A 23,770-nucleotide genomic window follows, 5' to 3' on the forward strand; every position below is an offset into this window, starting at 1 on the left:
AAACTGATTCGCGCTGCACGCGCTGCGACACCGATTACAACTCCTTCCTAAACTCACCGGAAGGGTCTTAAATTCATCGACCCTCGAACCTCGAACCTCGAACCTCGAACCTCGAACCTCGAACCTCGAACCTCGAACCTTGAACCTCGAACCGATCTATATAATATTTTTACCCTGCTCCGGATCGCGCGATTCATCGGCTTGCTCGCGAATATCATCCGTATCACTGCTTACATCATCAATACTGTGTTCATGCTCTGTGTTTTTATGTTTTTGAGTATCAGTTTGCTTTGCTGCTGCAGTTTTAGCTTCGCTTGCTGTGGGGTAAATGTCTTCACCTTGGCTATTGAGCAATACACGTTCTCTGGCATCGTCAGGCATACTTATATTATGTTGCGTAAAACTGTTAATTAACTCTCGCATTAGCTGTGAGGCTACTTTAACAATGCTGTATTGTTCGCCGTTGACCCAAAAGTAAACAGTAAAATTGATAGTGGCTGAGCCTAAGTTATCAACCAATACTTGGGGAGGTGGATCGCTAAGCACAGAGTTTTGATTTTTTATAACGCTAATAGCAAGACTTTGTGCGCCGCGAATGTCATTATCGTAGCCAATACCAATTGAGAAATGACCGCGCATTTTTGGATTAGCGGTTAAGTTTTTAATGGTATTTTTATACACAGTCGCATTGGGTATTTGAATATGATTGCCATCGTAGTCAACTAAAGTGGTTGCTCTTGCAGTTACTTTTTTAACAATGCCTATTCTACCATCGACTTCTATTACATCATCAATTTTAAATGGACGTTGTACACTCAAAAGTAAACTGGCAATAAAGTTCTCAGCAATATCCCGAAAGGCAAACCCTAAAATAAGCCCTATTAACCCAGTGCCACTCATAATAGCGACCGCGAATTCAGTCAAGCCAGCCAAACGTAAAAATAGGTAAAACCCGAGTAAAATAATTAAGGTACTAATGCCACGCCTAGCAACTAGGTGTACTAATTTACTGTTGGTCATGTAAGTAACGGGCTTTATTAACAAGCGTGATAATGGGGTGGCGATTAAATAACTAATCACCAAAATAATAATCCCTAAAAACAAAGTGGGCAGTAATTGCACGAATGAGTGTAGTAATTGCACGCTTTGCTCTTTTAAAAAGCCCCATGAAACCGAGTTTGGCTGAACGGTGTCGATTGCGGGAATAGATGCGTTATTAGCGAGTGTTGCAATTAAAGCGCTGAGCATAGGAGCCATCCGTGTTAGGTTGAGTTAATTAGGGTCTGTGTAAAACAATAGCAGCAAGTCTAGGGTCTGTTGAACCTTTGCGGATTAATATTTGTTCAAACTAGGGGCAATTTAATCGCGGCGCGAGGTTTGTAACCTAGTGGGCTAAGTAAAAACCGAGCAACAAAGAGTTAATTGCCCCTAGGCAGAACCCTTCGGGCAGCGCCTGTTTGGCATTAATGCGGCGTTATCGCCTATTTATGGGGAATAACCACACCACATAGGCGATGCCTTGCCTTAATACCAAACAGGCTGCTGCAAATTTAACCTTGAAAGGTCAACAGACCCTAATACCAAGGGGTATTTGTTTGGCAAACATCTTGCAATTAATTGGGAAAAGGGAGTTAGCTATGAGTGACTTTAAGCGTGGCCAAAGAGCCAAGCAGCCTAACCACATCCCTCTACGTGGCTGGTGGGATATTGCAAAGCGAATTATAAAACAAATGAGCCGTGATAATTTATCCTTGGTGGCAGCAGGCGTGGCCTTTTATGCACTTCTTGCTATTTTTCCTGCCATTGCGGCGTTGGTGTCTGTGTATGCTTATTTTGCTTCACCGAACGATATTAGTGCGTATTTAAGTCAATTTATGGCGTTATTGCCGCAAAGTACCCAAGAGATTATTTTATCTCAGGTTTCAAGCCTTGCGCAAAAGTCTCAAACCAGTTTAAGTCTTAGCGCACTGGGCACCTTACTGCTCACTATTTGGAGTAGCTCTAAGGGCAGCCAAGCTTTGATCACCGCGTGTAATATTAGTTATCACGAATACGAAAAGCGTTCATTTTTTAAGGCGCAACTTGTACGTTTATTATTTTCAGTGGGCGCGATTGTGGTGGCGGTTATAGCATTGGTAATTATAGGTATATTACCGTTAGCACTTAACCTGTTAGGAATAAAAGAGAGTATTGATTTTTTAATCATGCTTATCTCATGGCCATTACTGGCACTAACCTTTAACTTTGCATTGTTAATTTTATATCGTTACGCGCCTCACAGAAAAGCAGCAAAGTGGCGCTGGGTTACCGTAGGCTCATTCACTGCCACAGTATTATGGATTGTGGCATCTTTTGGCTTTTCCTTTTATGTATCTCATTTTGCCAGTTACAACGAAACATATGGCTCTTTAGGCGGGGTGGTTATTATGCTTATGTGGCTATTTATTAGCGCGTATATCATTATTTTAGGAGCTACAATCAATGCTGCGTTAGAGCAGCAAACAGCGCAAGACAGCACTATTGGACCAGATAAAAAAAGAGGGCAGCGAGGCGCATATGTTGCCGACCACCTCGATATTAAATAACTCTATTACTTTTATCAGAGCTTAATTACTTGGTTCGTTGTTATCAGCTGCATAAACGAGGTTTTGTGCAGCGGCTTTGAAAACAAATAGCCTTGACCATAATCACAACCTGCCTCAAGTAATAAATCCATTTGTAATTTTGTTTCTATGCCTTCGGCAATTACTTTTAAACCAAGCTGATGAGCCATCATAATAATTGCTTCACATAAGGCCAGCTCTTGGCTGTTTTTTTGAATATTATCAACAAAGCGTTTATCGATTTTTAGGTAGTCGGTATCCATTTCTTGTAAGTAAGCAAGCGATGAGTAACCCGTACCAAAATCATCGAGTGCTAATTGCATCCCTGATTTAACCAAGGCTTTTAGGCGGCTTTGGGTCAGCTCTTCAGGGTTAACCATCAAGCCTTCAGTAATTTCTGCCACAATACTCGATGCAGGTAAATTTGCTGTCTCAAGCATGCCATACCAATCGTCTATACCACTGTCTGTGGTTGCGAGCTGCACCGGCGATACGTTAATACTAATTTGAAATTCATCTTGAATGTGTTTTTTAATATCATTAAGTGTTTGCAGTGCTTCAGTAAATACAAATTGACCGAGCGCATTTATTTGTCTGGTTTCTTCAGCTAAGGGAATAAAGTCAGCGGGGCTGATCAGCCCTTTTTCTGGGTGTTGCCATCGAATAAGCCCTTCAGCTTTATGAACGTGTAAATCATCAAGGGATACAATAGGCTGATAATATAACTCAAATTGCTCTAGCTCTATGGCTGAGCGAAGCTCTTTGAGCAACTGCATTCTTGCATTTGCATCTTCACGCATATCATGTGAGAAAAATTCAAAGTCATTTCGGCCGCTATTTTTTGCCTTATACATAGCTTGGTCAGCAGCTTTAAGCAGTTGCTCTGGGTTTTGGCCATCATCTGGCGCGCAGGCAATACCAATACTGGCACTGATATACACTTTTTCATCTTCAATAAAAATAGTCGAAGCAAGGCTAAGTAGCAGTGATTTTGCTATTTGTTTGATATTATCGCTACCGCGTAAGTCACTAAATACAATAACAAATTCATCGCCACCAATACGGGCTACAAAGTCAGCCTCTTTGGCTGTTTGCACAATTCGCTCAGATACTAATTTAAGTAATCTATCGCCATAATGATGGCCTAACGTATCATTAATATCTTTAAAGTGATCAATATCTAACAGCATAATGACCAGTTTTTGGTCGTGGTTGTTTACGCTCGTAAATCGTTTGTTCAACCGCTCTTTTAGTTCTAGTCGATTAGGTAAGTCGGTTAAATGATCAAAATGAGCTTGTCGCCAAATTAGCTCGTCAGCTTGTTTTTTCTCGGTTAGATCAGTAAAAATAGCAATACGGCTAGTTGGGGCTTTATTTTTATCGTAAATAGTATCTATGGTTAACCATTCAACATACAGCTCGCCATTTTTACGACGATTGGTTATTTCACCTTGCCAGCGGCCAGTTTTATTTATTGACTGCCACATGTAATCATAAAACTCTTTATCGTGTTTACCCGATGATAAAATACCCACCGTTTTATTGAGTACTTCTTTTCGAGAATACAAAGTTGTTTCACAAAATGCAGGGTTCACATCATAAATAACGCCATTTTCATCTGTGATTGCCATACCTTCACTGCTGTTGTTGTAAACTAATGACGCTAAATGCAAAGACTCTTGATTCTGCTTTCGTTGCGTGATGTTACTAATAACAATTATAAACTCATCCACTTTTTTCATTGGGCTGATTTTAGCTTCAAAGAACTGCTCGTTTTGTTTATGTTCAAGCTCAACAGTGACAGGAGCGCTCAGGGTTGTTAAGTACTCTTCTACTTGTTTTAAATTAGCACTAGAGAATAAGCATGATAACTTTTTAGGCGGTGTTGAATGGCTATAATTTAACGATTTAATACGTCCACCGGTATCAAGTATATTGCCATTGGCATCTACACGTAAAAAAGCATCGGGTAGCGCATTAAGCAAGCTATTAAGCTCGTCATGTTTATGTTTAAGGCATGCTTCAGCTGTTAAGCGAGTTTCGGCCATATATTTAAAACGATGATAGAGTCTATTTAGCTCAGGACTATTGGGCTGCTCGTCGTCATGAGGCATGTTACCGGCTGCTAAGCGGTTAACGGCCTGCGTTAAACTTTTAATCGGGTTTAAGATGCTTTTATTAACTAATCGTCTAGCCAATACGGCTAAAAGCAAAATGGTAATTAAAAATCCCAAAACCATTTTTACAAAGTTAATATCTATTTGCTCAAGTGTTTCATCTATTGGTTGAGTAATATAAATAGAGAGCTTATTGTTATTGCCATCACGATAGAGTGTTGTTTGATGGAAAACTCTTCGGATACCATCTTTTCCTTTAAAAATAACACCAGCTTGCAAGTTATGCGCTAAATCGAACTTTTCCAATTTGTTGCCTAGTCTATCGGCTGAAAAAGGGTAGTTAGCTAAAATACTACCGTTAGAGTCAGTAATGACAGCTCTGATTTCTGTCGATAAATTTAAAGTATTAAGTGCCGAGCTCCACCAGTCTAAAGCGATTACGGTCACAATAACGCCTTCAATATCATTACTTTCATTTAAGATAGGGTAAGCAAAGTTAATACTTTGCGCTTTTAGGCTGCGATCGTGCTGGAAATGGCCAATACTGAACTCTTTACTGGCGATCGCGTTTTTAAAATAGGGACGGTCACTAATGTTAATATTAGTGTCGCTACTTTTTGAGGTACAAATTAGGTCACCATTTTTATTTACTATACCAATATTCGCGATATTACCATTGAGTGCCTTAACATCTAAAAAATACGCAGGACAAGTAGAGGGTAAAGATTGAATGTTTTTCTGTTTTTTTGCTAAAAACTCAGTAACTTTTTTGACATCATCAATCATGCTTTGTTGTTTGATAATTAGTTGCTCAGTGATGGTGCGCACTTTTGTCTCGTGCTCTTTAATGGCTGCGTCACGACTAAACCACAAGGTTACTAAAATAATAGCAGCAACAGGTATGCAAATTAGCATAAGAAGGCGGTAGAGTTGATGTTTTAATGATGAAGTAAAAATAGTCGTATCCAAATTAGTGCAAAGTAGAGTGACGCTTGATAATCCTACTATAAATAACCATTGAAGTACTAAGGTTATATCTAAGATTTTGCAATAAAATAGTGTTGCATATGATTGAAATATATTAATTTACGTATGAAAAACATGATGAAATAATAATTTAATCCCTTATATATTTACATAACATATTAGGCAAAAAATGAAAATAACCAAAGTTTTAACTGCTTATGCTACCCAAGATGGGGATGGCGTCAATATCCGTCGTATTCCAGGATTTGATGGTAAATATTTAGACCCATTTTTAATGATTGATGAGCTTAAATCTGATGATGAGAGTGACTATATTGGTGGTTTTCCTCCTCACCCTCATCGCGGTATCGAAACTTTTACCTATATTTTAAAAGGAGGATTTGAGCATAAAGATCAAATGGGTAACACAGAAGCAATTCGCGCCGGTGACGTGCAATGGATGAGCACCGGTAGTGGTGTTATGCACAGTGAAATGCCACTTGCTGATGCTGAACAAGGCTTACATGGCTTTCAAATTTGGCTCAATATGCCAAGCGCTGACAAAATGCGTGAGCCGCAATACCAGGATACCACAGAGCATCCAGCACCGAGTTTTACTAATCAGCAAGGTATTAGTCTTAAAGCGCTAGCAGGGACATGGCAATTTGAATCACAGCAATTGGCTTCAAGCTTACAAAACTTAGCTGCTAATGGTGCTATAGCCGATGTGGCTTTGCCTGCAGGTAAGGAGCTTTATCTACCAGCACTAAAACAGCAAAAAGTGATGATTTACATACACACTGGGTTATTAGAATCAGCGCAAGGTGAAGCCTTTGATGCAGGAAAATTACTTATTGTTGAGCCATCGAGTGATATTTGCATACGTGCCGAAAAAGCAGCAGGTGTTCTGATTTTAGCAGCTGATCCGCTTAATCAGCCAATTGCACATATGGGGCCGTTTGTAATGACCACTGAAGCTGAAATTCGCCAAGCGGTTAGCGATTATCAAAACGGTTATTTTGGCTCACTGTCGTGACGATTTAATGTAGGAGTGAATTTTAAGCGAGTAGTTTTAATAACCAACTGTATTTTTTTACCATGTTGGTGTCTCCCTTTGCCGACTCCACAACCGCGCCTGCGGTAAAAGCACTAAGGAGCCCCACTTTTGTTGCGGCAAAACGTTTGGCTCGATATTTTATTGCCGTAAGGTGCTGACGCTTTAGCTCAGATCGCATCACGACTTCTTTGTGTAGCTGTTGCACTCGAGCATTCGGTGAGTTGATCAAGTAATTGATTAACATAATTGTGTATGCCTTATAATTTAAGCAGCTGCTTTAGACTATTTAGCGTTTTAGTAAAGCCAATTTTTTTGCTTAGATAAACTGCGTTTCGCCACAGCCAAATTAAACATAAAATTTGTAGGCTGATCACTACAGTAATGCTCAGCCAAATCGAGCTAAATAAGTCAAAAGTCGCAAAGCCTACAATACCTAAGAACCCGACCCACAGTAACACCAAGCCACTGGCAAAACATCCAAGTAGGATAGTGATCAGTGCTAAGGATCTTAACGACAATTTCCATTCAGCTATAGCAAGCTGTTGCGTCAACTTTCCTTGTTGATGATAATCATCCTTGAGCTGTGCTGCATAATCAGCAAGCTTTGCAATATGATCTTGCCAGTCATCGGCATGTTTTGCCGATGACTGCGAATCTGTCGATTGTGATTCACTTGATGTTGAATGTAGGTTTTGCATTAGTATTACTTACGACGAAATAGTGCAGTAACTAACATACCAGCAGCAAATGCAAGACCAGCCGTTGCTAATGGGTTTTCTGATGCGAGTTGACGAGTCTTAGAAGTACATTCTTCTAATTTCTCGCGAGCTGCTAATTGTTTCTCATTAAGTGTTTCTGCTGAGCTGCTTGCTCCTTTACGAACGCCATTTTCAGCTACCGCTGCTTTACTCGATAATGCATCTACTGCGTCATGCGCAGCTGATGTTGCCTTATCTGTTAACGGGGCTTCAATCTCTTGTTTTGTATCAATAGGTGTTTTGCTCTTAGTTGCCGTAGCCATAATCAATCCTTAATAGTTTTTTAAAAGTAATTATTAAGGTGCAATGATTAAACCAGTTTTTAACTCATTGTTTTATATGGATTGTATTTTATTTACTAATTTTTAGTAGGTTTATAGCTGTAACTATTGCGACAACAGTTTGTAATTTTTACAAACCAAGGCGTTTTAATCATTCGAGGTTGATTTTTCCTATACATTTCGGGTCACGATTTAGTTGCACCTAGTTCGAATAAACAAAGCCCTACACACCCTAAATAAATTGTAATTATTCACTGTTTATTCATTAAGCAAATAATGCCAGCTAGCTAATAAAAAAAACGATAAAAAATTTTTTACTGGCTGATCAGATTTTTTACTAAACAATTCAACCGCTTTAATCTGAGCCTTATTTTTTCAGGCTTCGCGGGGTGCTAAAGCTGGGTGACTTACTTGACAAAAAGGCTTGTCAAGCCCTAAACTGGAGCACTGTGGTAAAAAGTGGTGTTTAGTGGATCAAACTGGATCGGGTTAATCAAAAAGTTGATTAAAATAATTTTACAATAGGCTTTTTATGTTTCGTGGCGCAAGTTCACTGAGTTTGGATGATAAAGGACGTTTTGCGGTACCAACAAAGTACCGAGACACGCTATTGTCTGAAGATCAGGGAACGGTTATTTGCACAGTTGCACTCAATGAGCCTTGCCTTTGGTTATACCCCCTTGCTGAATGGTTAGAAATAGAAAGCCGTTTAGCAAAAATATCTAATATGAATCCCAGAGCGCGACGTATGCAACGTATGTTGTTAGGTAATGCGACAGAGTATCAGCTTGATAAAAACGGTCGAATTTTGCTGGCGCCTTCTTTGCGCTCACATGCAGAACTTGGCAAAAAAATTATGCTGGTGGGCTTAATGAATAAATTTGAGATTTGGGATGAGGCGCGTTGGAACGAACAAATGCGCCAAGACACTGAGCTTGAAAGGCTTGGTGAATTTGAACCGAATGACGATTTAGATAACTTTACCCTCTAGCAGCAAAACAAAAAGGCAAAAAATAGCTAATGACAGCGCAATTTGAACACGTATCCGTATTAATGGAAGAAACCATAGATGCACTTGCAATTAAGCCAGACGGCATTTATGTGGATGGCACCTTTGGACGTGGCGGACATTCAGGGCAAATATTAGCGCGCTTGGGCGACGCTGGTCGCTTGCAGGCTATTGATCAGGATCCACAAGCTATAAAGTCAGCAGAAAAGTTTGCCGATGATTCACGTTTTTCGATTGCTCACTCACGGTTCTCAAAGTTATACGAAGTTGCTGAGCAAAACGATCTAATTGGTAAAGTTGATGGCATTTTACTTGATATTGGTGTGTCGTCACCGCAGTTAGATGATGCCGCTCGTGGCTTTAGTTTTATGAAAGACGGCCCGCTTGATATGCGAATGGATCCAAGCACAGGCCGTAGCGCTGCGCAGTGGTTAGCTGAAGCGGAACTAGATGACATTACCCATGTGATCAAAAAGCTAGGTGAAGAAAAGTTTGGTAAGCGCATTGCGCACAAGATATTGGAAGTGCGTGAACATACGCCAATTACTACCACTAAACAGCTCGCAGATTTAGTTGATGAAGCAGTACCCGTTAAAGATAAGTTTAAACATCCTGCAACGCGCACGTTTCAGGCAATTCGTATTTATATCAATAGCGAGTTAGAGGAAATTCAAACCGCACTACAAGCGGCGATTAAAGTTCTTAAGCCGGGTGGTCGCTTAGTTGTTATTTCTTTTCACTCTTTAGAAGATCGCATTGTAAAACAATTTATTAAAAAACAGAGTAAGGGAGAAGCGATACCCAGAGGTCTGCCTTTAACCGACGCACAAATAAATAAAAACCTGACGTTAAAAGCAGTGGGTAAAGCTATTAAACCAAGTGCTGATGAAGTGGCTCGCAATCCACGCTCTCGTAGCTCAGTACTAAGGATTGCACAGAGGTTGGGATGAGTAAAAAAGCGAGTTATCGCCAACCCAATCTATTTATTGAAATAATTAAAGGCCTAGGTGCGAACAAGATCACCTTGGCCTTGTTGGTTGTGATATTCGCGTCAAGTTTGAGCGTGGTGCAGGTAACTCATTTATCTCGTGCGCAATTAATTGAGCAAGATTCGTTACTGCAAGAGCGTGATGAATTGGATTTAGAGTGGCGTTATTTTTTAGTGGAAGAAGAATTTTATTCGCAACATGCACGCATTGAAGAAGTGGCAACGTCACAATTAGAAATGAAGCGGCCAACCAGCCAAGATGAGCAGGTAATTATATTACAATGAGAACGCGAGGCAAAAAACCAGTCAACAACCTAATCGCATGGCGCTTTATTTTAGTGTGTGCGGTGATTTTTTTAGTGTTTGTGACTTTGGTATCGCGCGCCGCATATTTGCAAGTAATTGAACCCGATAAGGCTCGCTCCGAAAGTGACAAGCGTACAGTACGTGTTGAAAAATTGCATGTGCAACGCGGTATGATCTTCGATCGTAACGGTAAAGAGTTAGCTGTTAGTGTGCCTGTAGTCAGTGTGTATGCAGATCCTAAAGCTTTGCATAAATCACTGGTGAGCAAAGTGCTCAGACAAGCCCGTAAAAATGGTGAAGATCAGCAAACTCTGCGTGAAAATGTCGCTGAGCTAAACAAGCGTACCGCCCTGTATTATAAAAACGATTTGCGCTGGCGTGAACTAGCCGATGTACTGCGCATTGAACCGAGCAAAATTAATACCCGACTACTTGATGATCCTACTCGTCGCTTTGTTTACTTAAAACGCCAAGTTACTCCGGCTGTTGCTAATTATATTGGCGATTTACGCCTACCAGGTATTCATTTATTAGATGAATCAAAACGCTATTACCCTGCCGGTGAGGTCAGTGCGCATATCATTGGTTTTACTAATATCGATGGCAAAGGCATTGAAGGCATAGAAAAGCTTTACGAAAATGCACTCACAGGTGAAGAAGGCCGACGTACGATTCGAAAAGATGCTCAAGGACGTGAAGTTGAAGTGCTTGATGAGCGCGAGCGAGTGGAGCCTGAGAGTATTCAACTGAGTATTGATCAGCGTATTCAGGCGATTGCCTACAAAGCGGTTAAATCAGCGGTATTAACTTACAAGGCCACTTCAGGTTCAGCCATGGTGGTTGATGTTAAAACTGGTGAAGTTTTGGCTATGGTAAATAGTCCTTCATTTAATCCTAACAATTTAAGCGGTGCGGCTCCTCATAAGCGTCGTAACCGTGCAATTACCGATTTGTTTGAACCCGGCTCAACCGTTAAGCCTCTAGCCATTTTAGCTGGATTAGACTACGGCACAATCCAACCGGATGACAAAGTTGATACCTACCCAGGCTGGATGCGTTTAGGGGGCAGCTTAGTACAAGATACCCGTAATCATGGTGAAATGACGCTGCGCGAAATTTTAAAGTACTCCAGTAATATGGGCGTAACGAAAATAAGCCAAACCGTACCCAAAGACTATTTTGTAGGTCTTTACCAAAAGGTGGGTTTTGGTAGTGATAGTGGTACCGGCATGGTCGGGGAAAGTAGTGGTTTATTTTACCCAAATCGTCGTTGGTCAGATCACGAAATTGCCGCACTTTCGTTTGGTTACAATATTGCCGTGAGTACCGCGCAAATGGCTCGTTTTTACGCCATGTTAGGCGCGGGTGGGGTGAACCGCCCACTCACTGTACTAAAGCAAGACTCTATACCTGAAGGTGAACGTGTTTTTCAGCAACAAGATGTTGAAGCTGTAGTTCATATGATGGAAAGCGTATTTGAAGAAGGTGGTACCGCACGCCGTATTAAAGTTGATGGCTACCGTGCAGCTGGTAAAACGGGTACTTCTAAAAAGGCCGCTGCAGGTGGTTATGGTGACGAATATGTAGGTTATTTTGCGGGCATTGCCCCTGCGAGTAATCCGCGATTAGCCGTTGTGGTATTGATCAACGAGCCCGGTGGAGATGTTTATTACGGTGGCGCAACGGCAGGTCCGGCGTTTGCAGAAATAATCTCTAATTCATTAAGAATTTTAAACGTTGCCCCAGATAAAGACTCGGTGGCATACGTGAAGGGCAAAGATGATGGTGCGTGATTTACACACAATTTTAAAATATTTAGAAATAGATGCAGCACGTTTAATGGTAAACGAGTTGCGTTTAGACAGCCGCGATGTAAAACCTGGTGATGTGTTTGTGGCAATAAAAGGTCATCAGCTTGATGGCGGACAGTTTATTGATAAAGCAATTGAGAATGGTGCCAGTGCAATTATTGCCGACAGACTGTGTGAGTTTGAAAGTGATTTTGAGCCGCTTTATTTAGTCTCAGAATTAAATAAAAAATTGCCTGTTTTAGCGAGTAAATTTTACCAGCAACCGAGCCTAGAGTTAGACTTAATTGGTGTAACAGGTACTAATGGTAAGTCGACTACTACCGCAATGATTGCTCATTTAGCACAGTTTTGTCATACCCAAGCCGCAATTATAGGCACGCTCGGTTATGGCCATCCAGATAATTTAACACCGCTACAAAACACCACACCATCAACGGTTGATTTACAGCATATTTTAAGTGACTTAAAAGAGCAGCAACATCGCTTAGTAGCGATGGAAGTATCATCGCATGGTCTAGTGCAGCACCGTGTTGATCAGTGCCATTTCAAAGCGGCGGTATTTACTAACCTATCTCGCGATCATCTAGATTATCATGGTGACATGGATAGTTACGGTGATGCCAAATTGATGCTGTTTCGTGATTTTGATGCTGCCAATGTCATTCTTAACCAAGATGACGGACAAGCAGAGCAGTGGATTGAAAAATATAGCTTTAGTAAACTAATTTGTTATGGCCGTAAAAACTTAGCCCCTAAAAACGCTCAGTTTGTGTATTTTTCTGATGTTAGCTATTCAGCAACCGGTATTTCGGCGCAATTAACTACAAGTTGGGGTGATATTGCCATAAAATCACCGTTATATGGTGAATTTAATCTATACAATTTAACCGCTGCTTTAGCCACATTATTAGCGCTAGGTTACCCATTAACGCAATTAGTGGCAGGGTGTGAGTATTTGCAACCTGTAGCAGGCAGAATGCAAGCATTTACAGCGCCAAATATGCCTACTTGCGTGGTTGATTATGCACATACGCCTGATGCACTCGCACTAGCGTTACAAGCGCTGCAACAACATGTTCCAGGTGGAGTGAGTTGTGTATTTGGTTGCGGCGGCGACAGAGATAAAGGTAAACGTGTACTAATGGCACAAGCCGCTGAGCAGTTTGCAGACAAAGTGATCATTACCAGTGATAACCCGCGCTCAGAAGATCCCAATGAAATTATTAATGATGTAGCGGCAGGGTTAACACACCCACAAAACGCCCATTTAGAGGCCGACCGTGGTGCTGCAATACAATTTGCTATAGATAACGCAAAAGCCGGTGAGGTTATTTTAATTGCCGGTAAAGGGCATGAAGACTATCAAATTATAGGTAACAAACGCATTGATTTTTGCGACCGCCAATTTGTACAACAACAATTAAAACAAGCAGTAAGAGGGTCTCAAGCATGATCCCAATGGATTTTGATTGGCTAGCTAATGTGCTAGCAACTGATTATCAAGGTGATAATCGTCAAATAATAAATATAAACACCGATACCCGTACTTTATGTGATGGTGAAGTGTTTTTGGCACTTAAAGGCCCTAACTTTGATGGTCATAAGTTTATTGAGCAAGCAAAACAAAAAGGTGCTATTGGAGTCATTGTTGATCACGCTGTTGATACCGACATTGCTCAATTTGTAGTTGCCGATACCCGTATTGCATTAGGCACGATTGGAACAGCGGTTATGGCGCAAGTTGCACCTAAAACTATCGCTATTACTGGCAGTGTAGGTAAAACCACAGTAAAAGAAATGTGTGCTGCTATCTTATCAAGTAAAGGTGATGTTTTAGCGACTAAAGGCAACTTTAATAATGATATTGGCGTGCCTCTTACCTTATTGAGATTAGAGCCACAGCATCGTTATGCGGTTATTGAACTCGGTGCTAACCACATTGGTGAAATTGCCTACACTACCGCCATGACTAAACCAGATGTTGCCGTGGTATGTAATGTTGCCGCGGCGCATTTAGAAGGTTTTGGTAGCCTGCAAGGGGTGGCACAAGCCAAAGGCGAAATTTACGATGGTTTAAAAGACGATGGCATTGCCATTGTTAATTGCGATAGCGAGTTTAGTCAGTATTGGCTTGATAAGTTAGCAACGCGCAATATTAAATGCTTTTCTAGCAGTGAAAAGCTGGATATTTGGGCTGAGGACATCAGCCTAGATGCACAAGCTCGAGCAAGCTTTATGTTATGTACCAAACAACACAGAGTACCGGTAACGTTAGCATTGCCAGGCAAGCATAATATTAGCAACGCGCTTATTGCTGCGGCATTAACCAGTGAGTTTGACGTGTCGCTTGAAGAAATTGCCAGCGCCCTAGCGACCATGGGGGAAGTTAAAGGGCGGGTTAACCTGATTGAAGCTAGTGATTCACTCACCATTATTGATGATACTTATAATGCCAACGTTAAATCGGTAAAAGCGGCGATTGATTTACTTAGCGATATTCAAGGTCATCGTATTTTGGCTCTCGGTGATATGGGGGAGCTTGGTGAAGATGCTCGTAAGTATCATCAAGAAGTGGGCGAATATGCATTAGCGCAAGGCATTGATGAGCTATTTACACTCGGTGTATTAAGTAAGTCAGCAAGTGATGTATTTGAGCTGCCTAATCGTCACTTTTCAAATCGTGAGCAAATGCTGCAGCAAATTCAAAACAGTATTAACAAAGTAAATAAAAAAATTACCCTTGTCGTGAAAGGATCACGCAGTTCTCGCATGGAGCTTTTAGTAACTGATTTAGTTAATGGCCAGCAACAAGCCATCAATGGAGTATCATAATGTTAGTTTGGCTGGCTGAGTATTTAACTCAATATTATAGTGGCTTTAATGTTTTTTCGTATTTAACTCTTCGTGCCATTTTAGGTATTTTGACCGCGTTAATTATGTCGCTTTATTTGGGGCCAAAGTTAATTCGTGGTTTACAGCGCATGCAAATTGGGCAAACAGTACGTGATGATGGTCCGCAATCACACTTGTCTAAATCGGGTACACCGACCATGGGTGGCTTACTTATTTTAGCGGCAATATTCACCAGCACTTTATTGTGGGCTGATTTGTCTAATAAATACGTATGGGCCACATTGTTTGTGATTGGCTCATTGGGGATTGTTGGCTTTATTGACGATTACCGCAAAGTGATCCGCAAAGATCCTAAAGGACTGATTGCTAAGTGGAAGTATTTTTGGCAATCAGTTATTGCATTGGTTGTAGCTACTGCACTTTATATGACCAGTACCCAAGCGACAGAAACATCTCTTGTTGTGCCATTTTTTAAAGATGTACTTCCACAGCTAGGGCTGTTTTATATCGTAATCACGTATTTTGCATTAGTGGGCACCTCAAACGCGGTAAACTTAACCGACGGACTAGATGGCTTAGCTATTGTGCCAACAATTTTAGTGGCTGCAGCGCTGGCTATTATTGCTTATTTAACCGGTAATATTAACTTTTCAGCTTATTTACATATTCCGCATTTGCCACTTGCCAGTGAATTGGTAGTGGTGTGTACCGCTATTGTGGGTGCAGGGTTAGGCTTTTTATGGTTTAACACCTACCCAGCACAAGTGTTTATGGGCGATGTAGGCTCGTTAGCTCTAGGTGGTGCATTAGGTATTATTGCTGTGCTGGTTCGCCAAGAGTTATTACTTATTATTATGGGGGGCGTGTTTGTAATGGAAGCGCTGTCGGTAATTTTACAAGTTGGCTCTTATAAATTACGCGGCCAACGTATTTTTAAAATGGCGCCGATTCACCACCATTATGAACTTAAAGGATGGCCAGAGCCACGCGTTATTGTGCGCTTTTGGATAATTTCTATTGTGCTGGTGCTCGCTGGCCTTGCGACATTAAAGATCCGATAAATGCAGTATTTAAACGAGATAAAAAATAAACAAATAACAGTGCTCGGGCTCGGTGTAACCGGCCTGGGCATTGTGCGCTTTTTATTATCTCAAGGAGTACAGCCCAATGTAGTCGATAGCCGAGAAAATCCTCCCGGTGTTGATTGGCTCAAGCAACATGCCGCTAATCTAAATACTCACTTTGGTGATTTAAATAACGCGGCGCTCAGTGCTTGCGATATGATCATTATTAGTCCTGGGCTAAGTTTAAAAACCCCTGCGGTTGCACAGGCAATGAATGCAGGTGTAGAAATAATTGGTGATGTTGAGTTATTTGCCCGCATTAACACTAAACCAGTTGTTGCGGTAACAGGTTCAAACGGTAAATCAACGGTAGTAACCCTTGCTTACGAAGTATTAAAAACCGCAGGTTATAAAGTAGCACTGGGCGGCAATATTGGCACAGCTGTACTGGATTTACTTGACGGTGATTTTGATGTGTTTGTATTGGAGCTGTCGAGTTTTCAGCTTGATACCACTGACAGCTTAAAAGCCAGCAGTGCAACTGTGCTTAATATTTCAGAAGATCATCTCGATCGCTATGATAGCTATCAAGCTTATATAGATTCAAAGTTAAGTATTTATAACGGCGCTGAACTTTTAGTTATTAATGCTGACGATAGACAAACCCACCCAGTGAGTCGCACGTTAGCACCACAAGTTAGTTTTGGAGAAACACAAGGTGATTACCACTTAGCACAGCATAATAACGAAGCGTACTTTATGGTAAAGGGCGAAGCTTATTTACCAGTCAGTACTTTAGCTGTTGTTGGTAAGCATAACTATTTAAACACATTGGCAGTAATGGCGTTACTCAGTCCGTTTGAAATAACTAAAGCGCATTATAAAACTGCATTATCTCAATTTAATGGATTGGCACATCGTTGTCAGTTTGTGGGTGAGCTTAATAGCGTTAAGTATTTCAATGACTCTAAAGCCACTAATGTAGGCGCAACAATAGCGGCCATTGATAGTTTAGCGGGTAAGCAACAAAACTTAGTGGTTATTGCTGGTGGCGATGCAAAAGGCGCTGATTTAGAGGCACTTAAACCTTATGTTGAGCAACACGTTAAAGCCCTCATTTGCTTTGGTAAAGATGCAAAAGAGTTAGTGGCACTAACTGCTAAAGGTCATTTAACCACTAACATGTCTGAAGCTGTGGCGCTTGCTAAACAATTAAGTACGTCAGGCGATACGGTTTTATTAGCCCCAGCCTGCGCCAGTATAGATATGTACAACAACTATATGCAGCGCGGCGATGATTTTGTGCATTGTGTATTGCAGGAGCTGCCATGATAGCTTTTGCGGATATTAAAGAGGCATTTACTCCTAAACCTTCGGCGCAGCTTTATGATGTGCCGCTCCTTTATTGCATGCTAATGCTAATAGGGGTGGGCTTTGTGATGGTAACTAGTGCTTCAATGCCGACGGCCGATAGGCTGTTTGGCAACATTTATCATTTTACTATCCGCCACGGTATTTTTTTAGGGCTCTCGTTTTGTTTATTTTGCATAAGTACTCAAGTACCTATGTCGTGGTGGAAAAAAGCTAACCCCTACTTATTACTAATCGGCTTGGTGTTGTTATTGGTGGTGCTAATTGTGGGGCGAGAAGTGAATGGTTCTACCCGTTGGATACCTATAGGACCGTTTAATATTCAAGCCTCCGAGCTCGCTAAGTTATTCTTTTTTAGTTATATCGCTGGCTATTTAGTGCGTAAGCGCAGTGAAGTACAAGAAAACATAAAAGGCTTTGCTAAACCCATAGCGGTATTTGCCGTTTATGCGGCACTTATTTTAATGCAGCCCGATTTAGGAACCGTGGTGGTGATGTTTGTTACTACGGTTGGTTTATTGTTTTTAGCTGGTGCTAAGCTTTGGCAATTTTTTGCACTTATTTTAACCGGTATTGCGCTGGTGGTTGGGTTGATTGTGTTTGAGCCCTATCGTATGGCGCGTGTGGTGGGTTTTTTAGAGCCTTGGGACGATCCTTTTGGTAAAGGTTATCAATTAGTGCAATCACTGATGGCTTATAGCCAAGGTGATTGGTTTGGCCAAGGCTTAGGTAATAGCGTACAAAAATTACAATATTTACCGGAAGCACACACCGATTTTATTTTTGCCGTGATTGCTGAAGAACTCGGTTTTATGGGCGTATTGAGTATTTTAATGGTATTAGGAACATTAGTATTTAGAGCGCTACTAATTGGCCAAAATGCGCTTAAAAACGGTAAAGAATATGAAGGCTATTTAGCTTTAGCTATCGGTATTTGGTTTGCATTTCAAACTATGGTTAATGTAGGCGCCAGTGCCGGTATATTACCAACCAAAGGACTAACCCTACCGTTTATTTCCTATGGTGGCTCAAGTTTATTAATGATGACCATAGCCACTGGTATTTTATTACGGGTAGATTTTGAAACGAAGATGGCAACTAAACAGGCCACGTCGGGGGGAGCTAAACGATGAGTAAAAAAATAGTCGTTGTAGCAGGGGGCACAGGTGGACATATTTTCCCGGGGATTGCGGTTGCTGATTATCTCAAACAGCAAGGTTGGCAAGTTAGCTGGATAGGCACTCCTGATAGAATGGAAGCCAGTGTCGTGCCCAAGCACAACATAGAAATTGATTTTATTGATGTAAAAGGCGTGCGAGGTAATGGTTTAAAACGCCTCATTAAAGCGCCATTCATGGTTATTAATGCAATATTGCAGGCGCGTAAAGTATTAAAACAACAACGCCCTGACGTTGTTTTAGCTATGGGCGGCTACGTGACAGGCCCTACGGGTATTGCGGCAAAAAGTCTCGGTATCCCTTTGGTAATTCATGAGCAAAACGCCGTAGCTGGTATGAGCAATAAATGGCTAGCGAAATTTGCGAATCGCGTATTAGCTGCATTTCCAAGTGCTTTTGCCAGTGGTAAAGCTGAGCTGGTGGGTAACCCTGTGCGTCAGAGTGTAGTTGATATACCTAAGCGGGAAATATCAAGTCCAATCAATATGCTTGTAGTGGGTGGCTCACTAGGTGCGCAAGTACTTAACCAAACACTGCCTGAAGCATTTAAGCGCTTAAATGATACCTGTGCCATTAATGTTTGGCACCAAACTGGTAAAGGCCATTTTGCTAGTGTGAGCGAAAGTTACCAGCAGCAACAAATGGGCGATGAACAAGTAACTGTTGCTGAATTTATTGATGATATGGATACCGCTTATAGCTGGGCCGATATTGTAATTTGTCGCGCCGGAGCGCTAACGGTTAGTGAAATTGCTGCAGCAGGTAAAATGGCGGTATTTGTACCGTTTCCACATGCGGTTGATGATCACCAAACAGCAAATGCACAGTATTTAGTAATGGCAGAAGGGGCATTATTAATGCCACAGGGGCAATTTAATCAGCGCAGCATTGTTGAACTTTTAAGTCCCTATTTAGCCGAACCTTTATTAATAACTAAAATGGCTGCTAAAGCAAAGCAGCAGGCTATTTTAGATGCCACAGCCAGCGTCGCTATGCACTGTGAGCAAGTAACAAATAAGAGAATATAAGTGAAACAGACATTAGCAAAAGAAAAATATACACGCCCTGCGATGCGCCGCATTGAAACTATTCACTTTGTAGGAATAGGTGGTGCAGGTATGGGCGGTATTGCAGAAGTATTGGCTTTTGAAGGTTACCGTATTACCGGCTCGGATATAGCGCATAGCGCCATGACCGAGCGTTTAATTCAAGCGGGCGCTGAAGTATTTATTGGCCATCATGAAAATAATGTAAAAGACGCTAATGTGGTGGTGGTTTCAAGTGCAATTGATAAAACAAACCCTGAAATTCAAGCCGCGCAAGCTGCGCGTATTCCGGTGGTTCGCCGTGCAGAAATGTTAGCTGAGCTGATGCGTTTTCGTCATGGTATTGCCATTGCCGGTACCCATGGTAAAACCACAACAACTAGTTTAATTGCCAGCATTTATGCACAAGCAGGGCTCGATCCAACCTTTATTATTGGCGGTTTATTAAATAGTGCTGGCAGCAATGCTAAAGTAGGCAAAAGCGACTTTTTAATCGCTGAAGCGGATGAAAGCGATGCTTCATTTTTGCATTTACAGCCAATGGTATCGGTGATCACTAATATTGAAGAAGATCACATGGAAACTTACGGCGGCAGCTTAGAAAAAATGAAAGATACTTATGTTGAATTCATTCATAACCTGCCGTTTTACGGGCTAGCTGTAGTGTGTATAGATTCAGACGTTGCCGCAGAATTAATACCTCGCTTTGGTCGTCCGGTGATCACTTATGGTGAATCGCAAGATGCTGACTATCGAATGAGTGAATTTAGCCAAACAGCCAATACATGCCAATTTACTGTTACTAATAAACAAGGCGAGAGTTTAACCGCCAAGTTAAATATGCCAGGTAAACACAATGCCCTAAATGCAACTGCAGCGATTGCGGTGGCAAAAGATCAAAACATAGCTAATCATGCAATTTTAGCGGCATTAGATACTTTTGAAGGCATTGGCCGTCGTTTTCAGCATTATGGTGAATTTGAAAACGAATGCGGTAATGTGATGTTAGTAGATGACTATGGTCATCACCCATCAGAAGTGGCAGCTACCATCACCGCAGCGCGAGAAGGCTGGCCTGATAAGCGTTTAGTGATGGTTTATCAGCCGCATCGCTATACCCGTACTCGCGATTTATACGAAGATTTTGTGAAAGTACTCGCTGAGGTTGATCAGTTGCTATTGCTTGATGTTTACAGCGCAGGCGAAGAGCCGATTGTGGGCGCTGATAGTAAGAGTTTATGCCGCAGTTTACGCCAGCGTGGCAAAGAGCCATTGCATGTGGCTTCAAGCTCAGAGCTTGCAGGTGTACTTGCTAACTGCCTACAAAATAATGACTTAGTACTTACGCAAGGCGCAGGTAACATAGGTCAGTTAGTTAAAAACTTAGCAGCAACAAATATGTCGATAGAAAAATTAAAGCAAGGTGAAGTATGACACAGGTAAGTTCCCAGTTCGGTAAAGTAGCGGTGCTGCTAGGTGGAAACTCAGCAGAGCGCGACGTGTCATTAAAATCTGGTCAAGCAGTCCTTAATGCACTTCTTGCCTGTGGCATTGATGCGATTGCGTTTGACCCTCAAAATCGTTCATTGTGGGAATTAAAAGACTTAAATGTTGATCGCGTTTTTATTGCGCTGCATGGCCGAGGTGGTGAAGATGGCACAGTACAAGGTGCTTTAGAGTTTATGAACTTGCCTTACACTGGCAGTAATGTATTGGGTTCAGCATTAGCAATGGATAAAATTCGTTGTAAGCACTTGTTTAAATCGGCAGGCTTAAGCACAGCACCTTATGCGGTAGTTGATGCTAAAAAAGGCTTTGATGCTAAAGCAATTATCGATGAGTTTAAAAAAGTGATGGTAAAACCATCGCACGAAGGCTCAAGTATTGGTATGGCACAAGCAAGCTCTGCAGAAGAGCTTGAAGATGCGCTCAGCAATGCATTTAAGTTCGACAGCCAAGTATTGGTAGAGCAGTGGATCTCGGGGCGCGAATTTACAATTACGGTGCTTGGTGATGAAGTACAACCTGTGATTGAAATGAGCACGCCAAATGGTTTTTATGACTACCAAGCTAAATATCAGTCAAGTACGACACAATATCATTGTCCTGCTGATTTATCACAACCAGATACCCAAAAACTACAAGCAATGGCACTCGATGCGTTTGATTTAGTGGGTGCAAGTGGCTGGGGTCGCGTCGATGCAATGCAAGATCAGCAAGGCCAATTTTACTTGTTGGAAGTAAATACAGTGCCAGGCATGACAGAAAAATCATTGGTGCCAATGGCTGCAAAAGCCAATGGGGCAAGTTTTGAGCAATTAGTTGTTCGCATTTTGGAGCAAACCCTTTAATATGCATCCCTTTTTAGAGAAAGCGCAGCAACTAAAACAGCAACTTAACTGGTCGCTGATTTTTGGAGTGAGCTTTTTTCTGGCTGTGGTGATTGGGTTAATTGAAATAACCAATGGGGTTTCCCATTGGTTAGTTGCAAATAAAGATGCGCAAATTAAGCATCTAACGGTGTTGGGGAGCCCCAAATACACCGATGAAAAAGCAATAACTACCGCGATAAAAAAAGCGGATTTAAGTAGCTTTTTTGAGTTAAACGTAAAGCATGTTCAGCATTTAGTGCAAGAACTACCTTGGGTCGCAACGGTATCGGTAAGAAAGCAATGGCCTGATACTATCCAAGTTTACGTGGTAGAGCATCAAGCGGTCGCTCACTGGAACAGTGATTTATTGATTAACCAAAGCGGCGATGCGTTTGAGGCTAAAAGTGATAAATTAAGTGCCACATTACCCCAGTTATATGGGCCAGAAGGCAGTGAAAAAGAAGCATGGGTAGCGTTTAAACAGTTTGATGAAATGCTTAAAGTAAATGCACTAACGCTCACTAGCCTTGCGCTATCTGAGCGGTTTTCGTGGCAACTTTGGTTAGATAATGGCGTGCGTTTAAATTTAGGGCGCAAGGATAAAGCCAAGCGTGTACAGCGTTTTATAGACGTTTATTCACGCATAGAACAACGTGCTGATGCACAGATAGATGCAATTGATTTACGCTACGATACCGGCCTTGCAGTGAGCTATAAGCCAATGCAAGAACAGCAATTATAATAAAGAGTAAGGCATGACTAAGTCAGCAGAAAGAAACCTAGTGATTGGATTAGACGTAGGCACTTCGAAAGTAGTGGCCACGGTAGGTGAAATCACCACAGATAACAAGCTCAGCATTGTTGGCGTGGGGAGCCAAGTATCTTATGGAATGGATAAAGGCGGCGTTAACGATTTAAATTTAGTGTCTGAGTCTATTCGCCGCGCAATTGATGAAGCTGAATTGATGGCTGATTGTCGTATTAGCTCGGTTTATTTGGGTATTTCTGGCAAACATATTCAGTGTCAGAACGAAAGTGGTGTTGTCGCTATTAATAATACTGAAGTAACCGATGAAGACATTGAAAATGTAATCCATATAGCTCGCTCAGTGCCAATTTCAGCTGAACGCAAAATGTTGCATGCCTTGCCACAAGAGTACAGCATTGACATGCAAGAGGGGATTAAAAACCCACTTGGCATGAGTGGTGTGCGTATGGAAGCACGTGCGCATATTATTACCTGCTCCAACGATATGGCTAAAAATATAGAAAAATGTGTTGAACGTTGTGGGCTTGAAGTTGACCAACTTATATTCACTGCGCTTGCCTCTTGTTACTCTGTACTGACGGACGATGAAAAAGAGCTAGGTGTCGCGGTGCTAGATATCGGTGGTGGTACTATGGATATCACTATTTATATTAATGGTGCACTGCGTCATTCTGCGGTTATTCCGGTGGCGGGCAACCAAGTAACCGGTGATATTGCAAAAATATTTCGCACACCTATATCACATGCAGAGTCACTCAAAGTACAATATGCCTGTGCAAGTAGCCAAATGGCGAGCAGCGAAGACACGATTGAAGTGCCAAGCGTAGGTGGGCGACCAGCAAGACTGATGTCTAGGCATACGTTGTCTGAAGTGGTTGAGCCACGTTTTAGAGAATTATTTGAACTGGCGATGGAAGAAATTCGTCGCTCGGGATTAGAAGACCAAATTGCAGCAGGTCTCGTCATTACTGGCGGAACTGCTAAAATGACTGGCGCAATGGAAGTGGCTGAAGATATTTTTCAGATGCCAGTAAGAATAGGTAAACCAATTGGTGTAGTAGGTTTAACTGATTATGTTGATGATCCATCGTACGCAACCGCTGTAGGTTTGTTACAATACGGGCGTACTATGCAGTCGATGAATGCACAAAAGTCGAAAGCGGATGATAATAATAATTGGTGGAACCGCATCACAAAATGGTTTCAAGGCGAGTTTTAGTA

At 41.6% G+C, this 23,770-nt stretch carries 21 protein-coding genes; 16 read left to right on the forward strand and 5 right to left on the reverse strand.

All coding sequences use genetic code 11. From position 1 onward, the window contains the following. Positions 1-156: 156 nt before the first annotated feature. Complete coding sequence (locus CWB78_RS06935) at positions 157-1,248, reverse strand: mechanosensitive ion channel family protein (RefSeq protein ID WP_138594812.1); 1,092 nt, start codon at positions 1,246-1,248, stop codon at positions 157-159. A gap of 389 nt (positions 1,249-1,637) precedes the next feature. Here CWB78_RS06935 and CWB78_RS06940 point away from each other — a divergent pair, with 389 nt between their 5' ends. After that, positions 1,638-2,585 (forward strand): YihY/virulence factor BrkB family protein, encoded by a 948-nt coding sequence (locus tag CWB78_RS06940; protein WP_054202316.1) that lies wholly within the window; start codon positions 1,638-1,640, stop codon positions 2,583-2,585. Positions 2,586-2,599: 14 nt separating this feature from the next. Here CWB78_RS06940 and CWB78_RS06945 read toward each other — a convergent pair whose 3' ends face one another. Next, positions 2,600-5,635 carry a bifunctional diguanylate cyclase/phosphodiesterase gene (locus CWB78_RS06945; protein ID WP_138594814.1) on the reverse strand — a complete coding sequence of 1,012 codons (3,036 nt, stop codon included), beginning with the start codon at positions 5,633-5,635 and terminating at the stop codon, positions 2,600-2,602. Between the two features lie 241 nt (positions 5,636-5,876). On the opposite strand from CWB78_RS06945, the gene CWB78_RS06950 reads away from it, so the two are divergent. Continuing rightward, positions 5,877-6,722, forward strand: a complete 846-nt coding sequence (locus CWB78_RS06950) for a pirin family protein (RefSeq protein ID WP_138594816.1) — start codon at positions 5,877-5,879, stop codon at positions 6,720-6,722. A gap of 22 nt (positions 6,723-6,744) precedes the next feature. Here the strand turns inward: CWB78_RS06950 and CWB78_RS06955 are convergent, their stop codons facing one another. Genes CWB78_RS06955 through CWB78_RS06965 form a run of 3 tightly spaced genes read right to left on the reverse strand, consistent with a single transcriptional unit; the run spans position 6,745 to position 7,764 of the window. Then, the gene (locus tag CWB78_RS06955; RefSeq protein ID WP_138570959.1) at positions 6,745-6,987 is read right to left on the reverse strand and encodes a hypothetical protein; all 243 of its coding nucleotides are present in this window, start codon (positions 6,985-6,987) and stop codon (positions 6,745-6,747) included. A gap of 13 nt (positions 6,988-7,000) precedes the next feature. Further along, positions 7,001-7,441 carry a hypothetical protein gene (locus CWB78_RS06960; RefSeq protein WP_138594818.1) on the reverse strand — a complete coding sequence of 147 codons (441 nt, stop codon included), beginning with the start codon at positions 7,439-7,441 and terminating at the stop codon, positions 7,001-7,003. A 5-nt stretch (positions 7,442-7,446) separates the two neighbouring features. Beyond that, on the reverse strand, positions 7,447-7,764 hold the full coding sequence (locus CWB78_RS06965; protein WP_076919883.1) for a DUF883 domain-containing protein: 318 nt from the start codon (positions 7,762-7,764) through the stop codon (positions 7,447-7,449). Positions 7,765-8,314: 550 nt separating this feature from the next. Here CWB78_RS06965 and mraZ point away from each other — a divergent pair. From mraZ to ftsA, 14 genes are read left to right on the forward strand one after another with little or no spacing between them, the layout of a single operon-like run. Continuing rightward, entirely contained in the window at positions 8,315-8,773 is a 459-nt protein-coding gene (gene mraZ, locus CWB78_RS06970) for a division/cell wall cluster transcriptional repressor MraZ (protein WP_138594820.1), read from the forward strand. Positions 8,774-8,802: 29 nt separating this feature from the next. Further along, positions 8,803-9,741, forward strand: a complete 939-nt coding sequence (rsmH, locus tag CWB78_RS06975) for a 16S rRNA (cytosine(1402)-N(4))-methyltransferase RsmH (RefSeq protein WP_075170454.1) — start codon at positions 8,803-8,805, stop codon at positions 9,739-9,741. After that, positions 9,738-10,064 carry a cell division protein FtsL gene (ftsL, locus tag CWB78_RS06980; RefSeq protein WP_010390691.1) on the forward strand — a complete coding sequence of 109 codons (327 nt, stop codon included), beginning with the start codon at positions 9,738-9,740 and terminating at the stop codon, positions 10,062-10,064. Before rsmH ends, ftsL begins: the two co-directional genes overlap by 4 nt. Beyond that, entirely contained in the window at positions 10,061-11,878 is a 1,818-nt protein-coding gene (locus tag CWB78_RS06985) for a peptidoglycan glycosyltransferase FtsI (RefSeq protein ID WP_010390693.1), read from the forward strand. Before ftsL ends, CWB78_RS06985 begins: the two co-directional genes overlap by 4 nt. Next, a complete protein-coding gene (gene murE / locus CWB78_RS06990) occupies positions 11,871-13,349 on the forward strand; it encodes a UDP-N-acetylmuramoyl-L-alanyl-D-glutamate--2,6-diaminopimelate ligase (protein WP_171040322.1) in 1,479 nt (492 codons plus the stop codon). The genes CWB78_RS06985 and murE overlap by 8 nt, the downstream gene beginning before the upstream one ends. After that, complete coding sequence (locus tag CWB78_RS06995) at positions 13,346-14,728, forward strand: UDP-N-acetylmuramoyl-tripeptide--D-alanyl-D-alanine ligase (protein ID WP_138594822.1); 1,383 nt, start codon at positions 13,346-13,348, stop codon at positions 14,726-14,728. The genes murE and CWB78_RS06995 overlap by 4 nt, the downstream gene beginning before the upstream one ends. After that, positions 14,728-15,810: a phospho-N-acetylmuramoyl-pentapeptide-transferase gene (gene mraY, locus CWB78_RS07000; RefSeq protein WP_054202311.1), complete on the forward strand. Its 1,083-nt coding sequence runs from the start codon at positions 14,728-14,730 to the stop codon at positions 15,808-15,810. Before CWB78_RS06995 ends, mraY begins: the two co-directional genes overlap by 1 nt. Further along, entirely contained in the window at positions 15,811-17,145 is a 1,335-nt protein-coding gene (gene murD, locus CWB78_RS07005; protein WP_138594824.1) for a UDP-N-acetylmuramoyl-L-alanine--D-glutamate ligase, read from the forward strand. Next, entirely contained in the window at positions 17,142-18,317 is a 1,176-nt protein-coding gene (gene ftsW / locus CWB78_RS07010) for a cell division protein FtsW (RefSeq protein WP_010390699.1), read from the forward strand. Before murD ends, ftsW begins: the two co-directional genes overlap by 4 nt. Further along, positions 18,314-19,390: an undecaprenyldiphospho-muramoylpentapeptide beta-N-acetylglucosaminyltransferase gene (gene murG / locus CWB78_RS07015; protein WP_010390701.1), complete on the forward strand. Its 1,077-nt coding sequence runs from the start codon at positions 18,314-18,316 to the stop codon at positions 19,388-19,390. Before ftsW ends, murG begins: the two co-directional genes overlap by 4 nt. Positions 19,391-19,432: 42 nt before the next feature. Then, positions 19,433-20,842 (forward strand): UDP-N-acetylmuramate--L-alanine ligase, encoded by a 1,410-nt coding sequence (gene murC / locus CWB78_RS07020; RefSeq protein WP_217694239.1) that lies wholly within the window; start codon positions 19,433-19,435, stop codon positions 20,840-20,842. Then, positions 20,839-21,759, forward strand: a complete 921-nt coding sequence (locus tag CWB78_RS07025) for a D-alanine--D-alanine ligase (protein WP_010390703.1) — start codon at positions 20,839-20,841, stop codon at positions 21,757-21,759. The genes murC and CWB78_RS07025 overlap by 4 nt, the downstream gene beginning before the upstream one ends. Position 21,760: 1 nt before the next feature. Further along, positions 21,761-22,522 (forward strand): cell division protein FtsQ/DivIB, encoded by a 762-nt coding sequence (locus CWB78_RS07030; RefSeq protein WP_008465294.1) that lies wholly within the window; start codon positions 21,761-21,763, stop codon positions 22,520-22,522. Positions 22,523-22,535: 13 nt separating this feature from the next. Further along, complete coding sequence (ftsA, locus tag CWB78_RS07035) at positions 22,536-23,768, forward strand: cell division protein FtsA (RefSeq protein WP_008110678.1); 1,233 nt, start codon at positions 22,536-22,538, stop codon at positions 23,766-23,768. The last annotated feature ends 2 nt before the right edge of the window (positions 23,769-23,770 follow it).

Origin of the sequence: Pseudoalteromonas sp. S1612, from assembly GCF_005887175.1 — a bacterium.
In the GTDB taxonomy this organism is placed as follows: Bacteria; Pseudomonadota; Gammaproteobacteria; order Enterobacterales; family Alteromonadaceae; genus Pseudoalteromonas; species Pseudoalteromonas undina.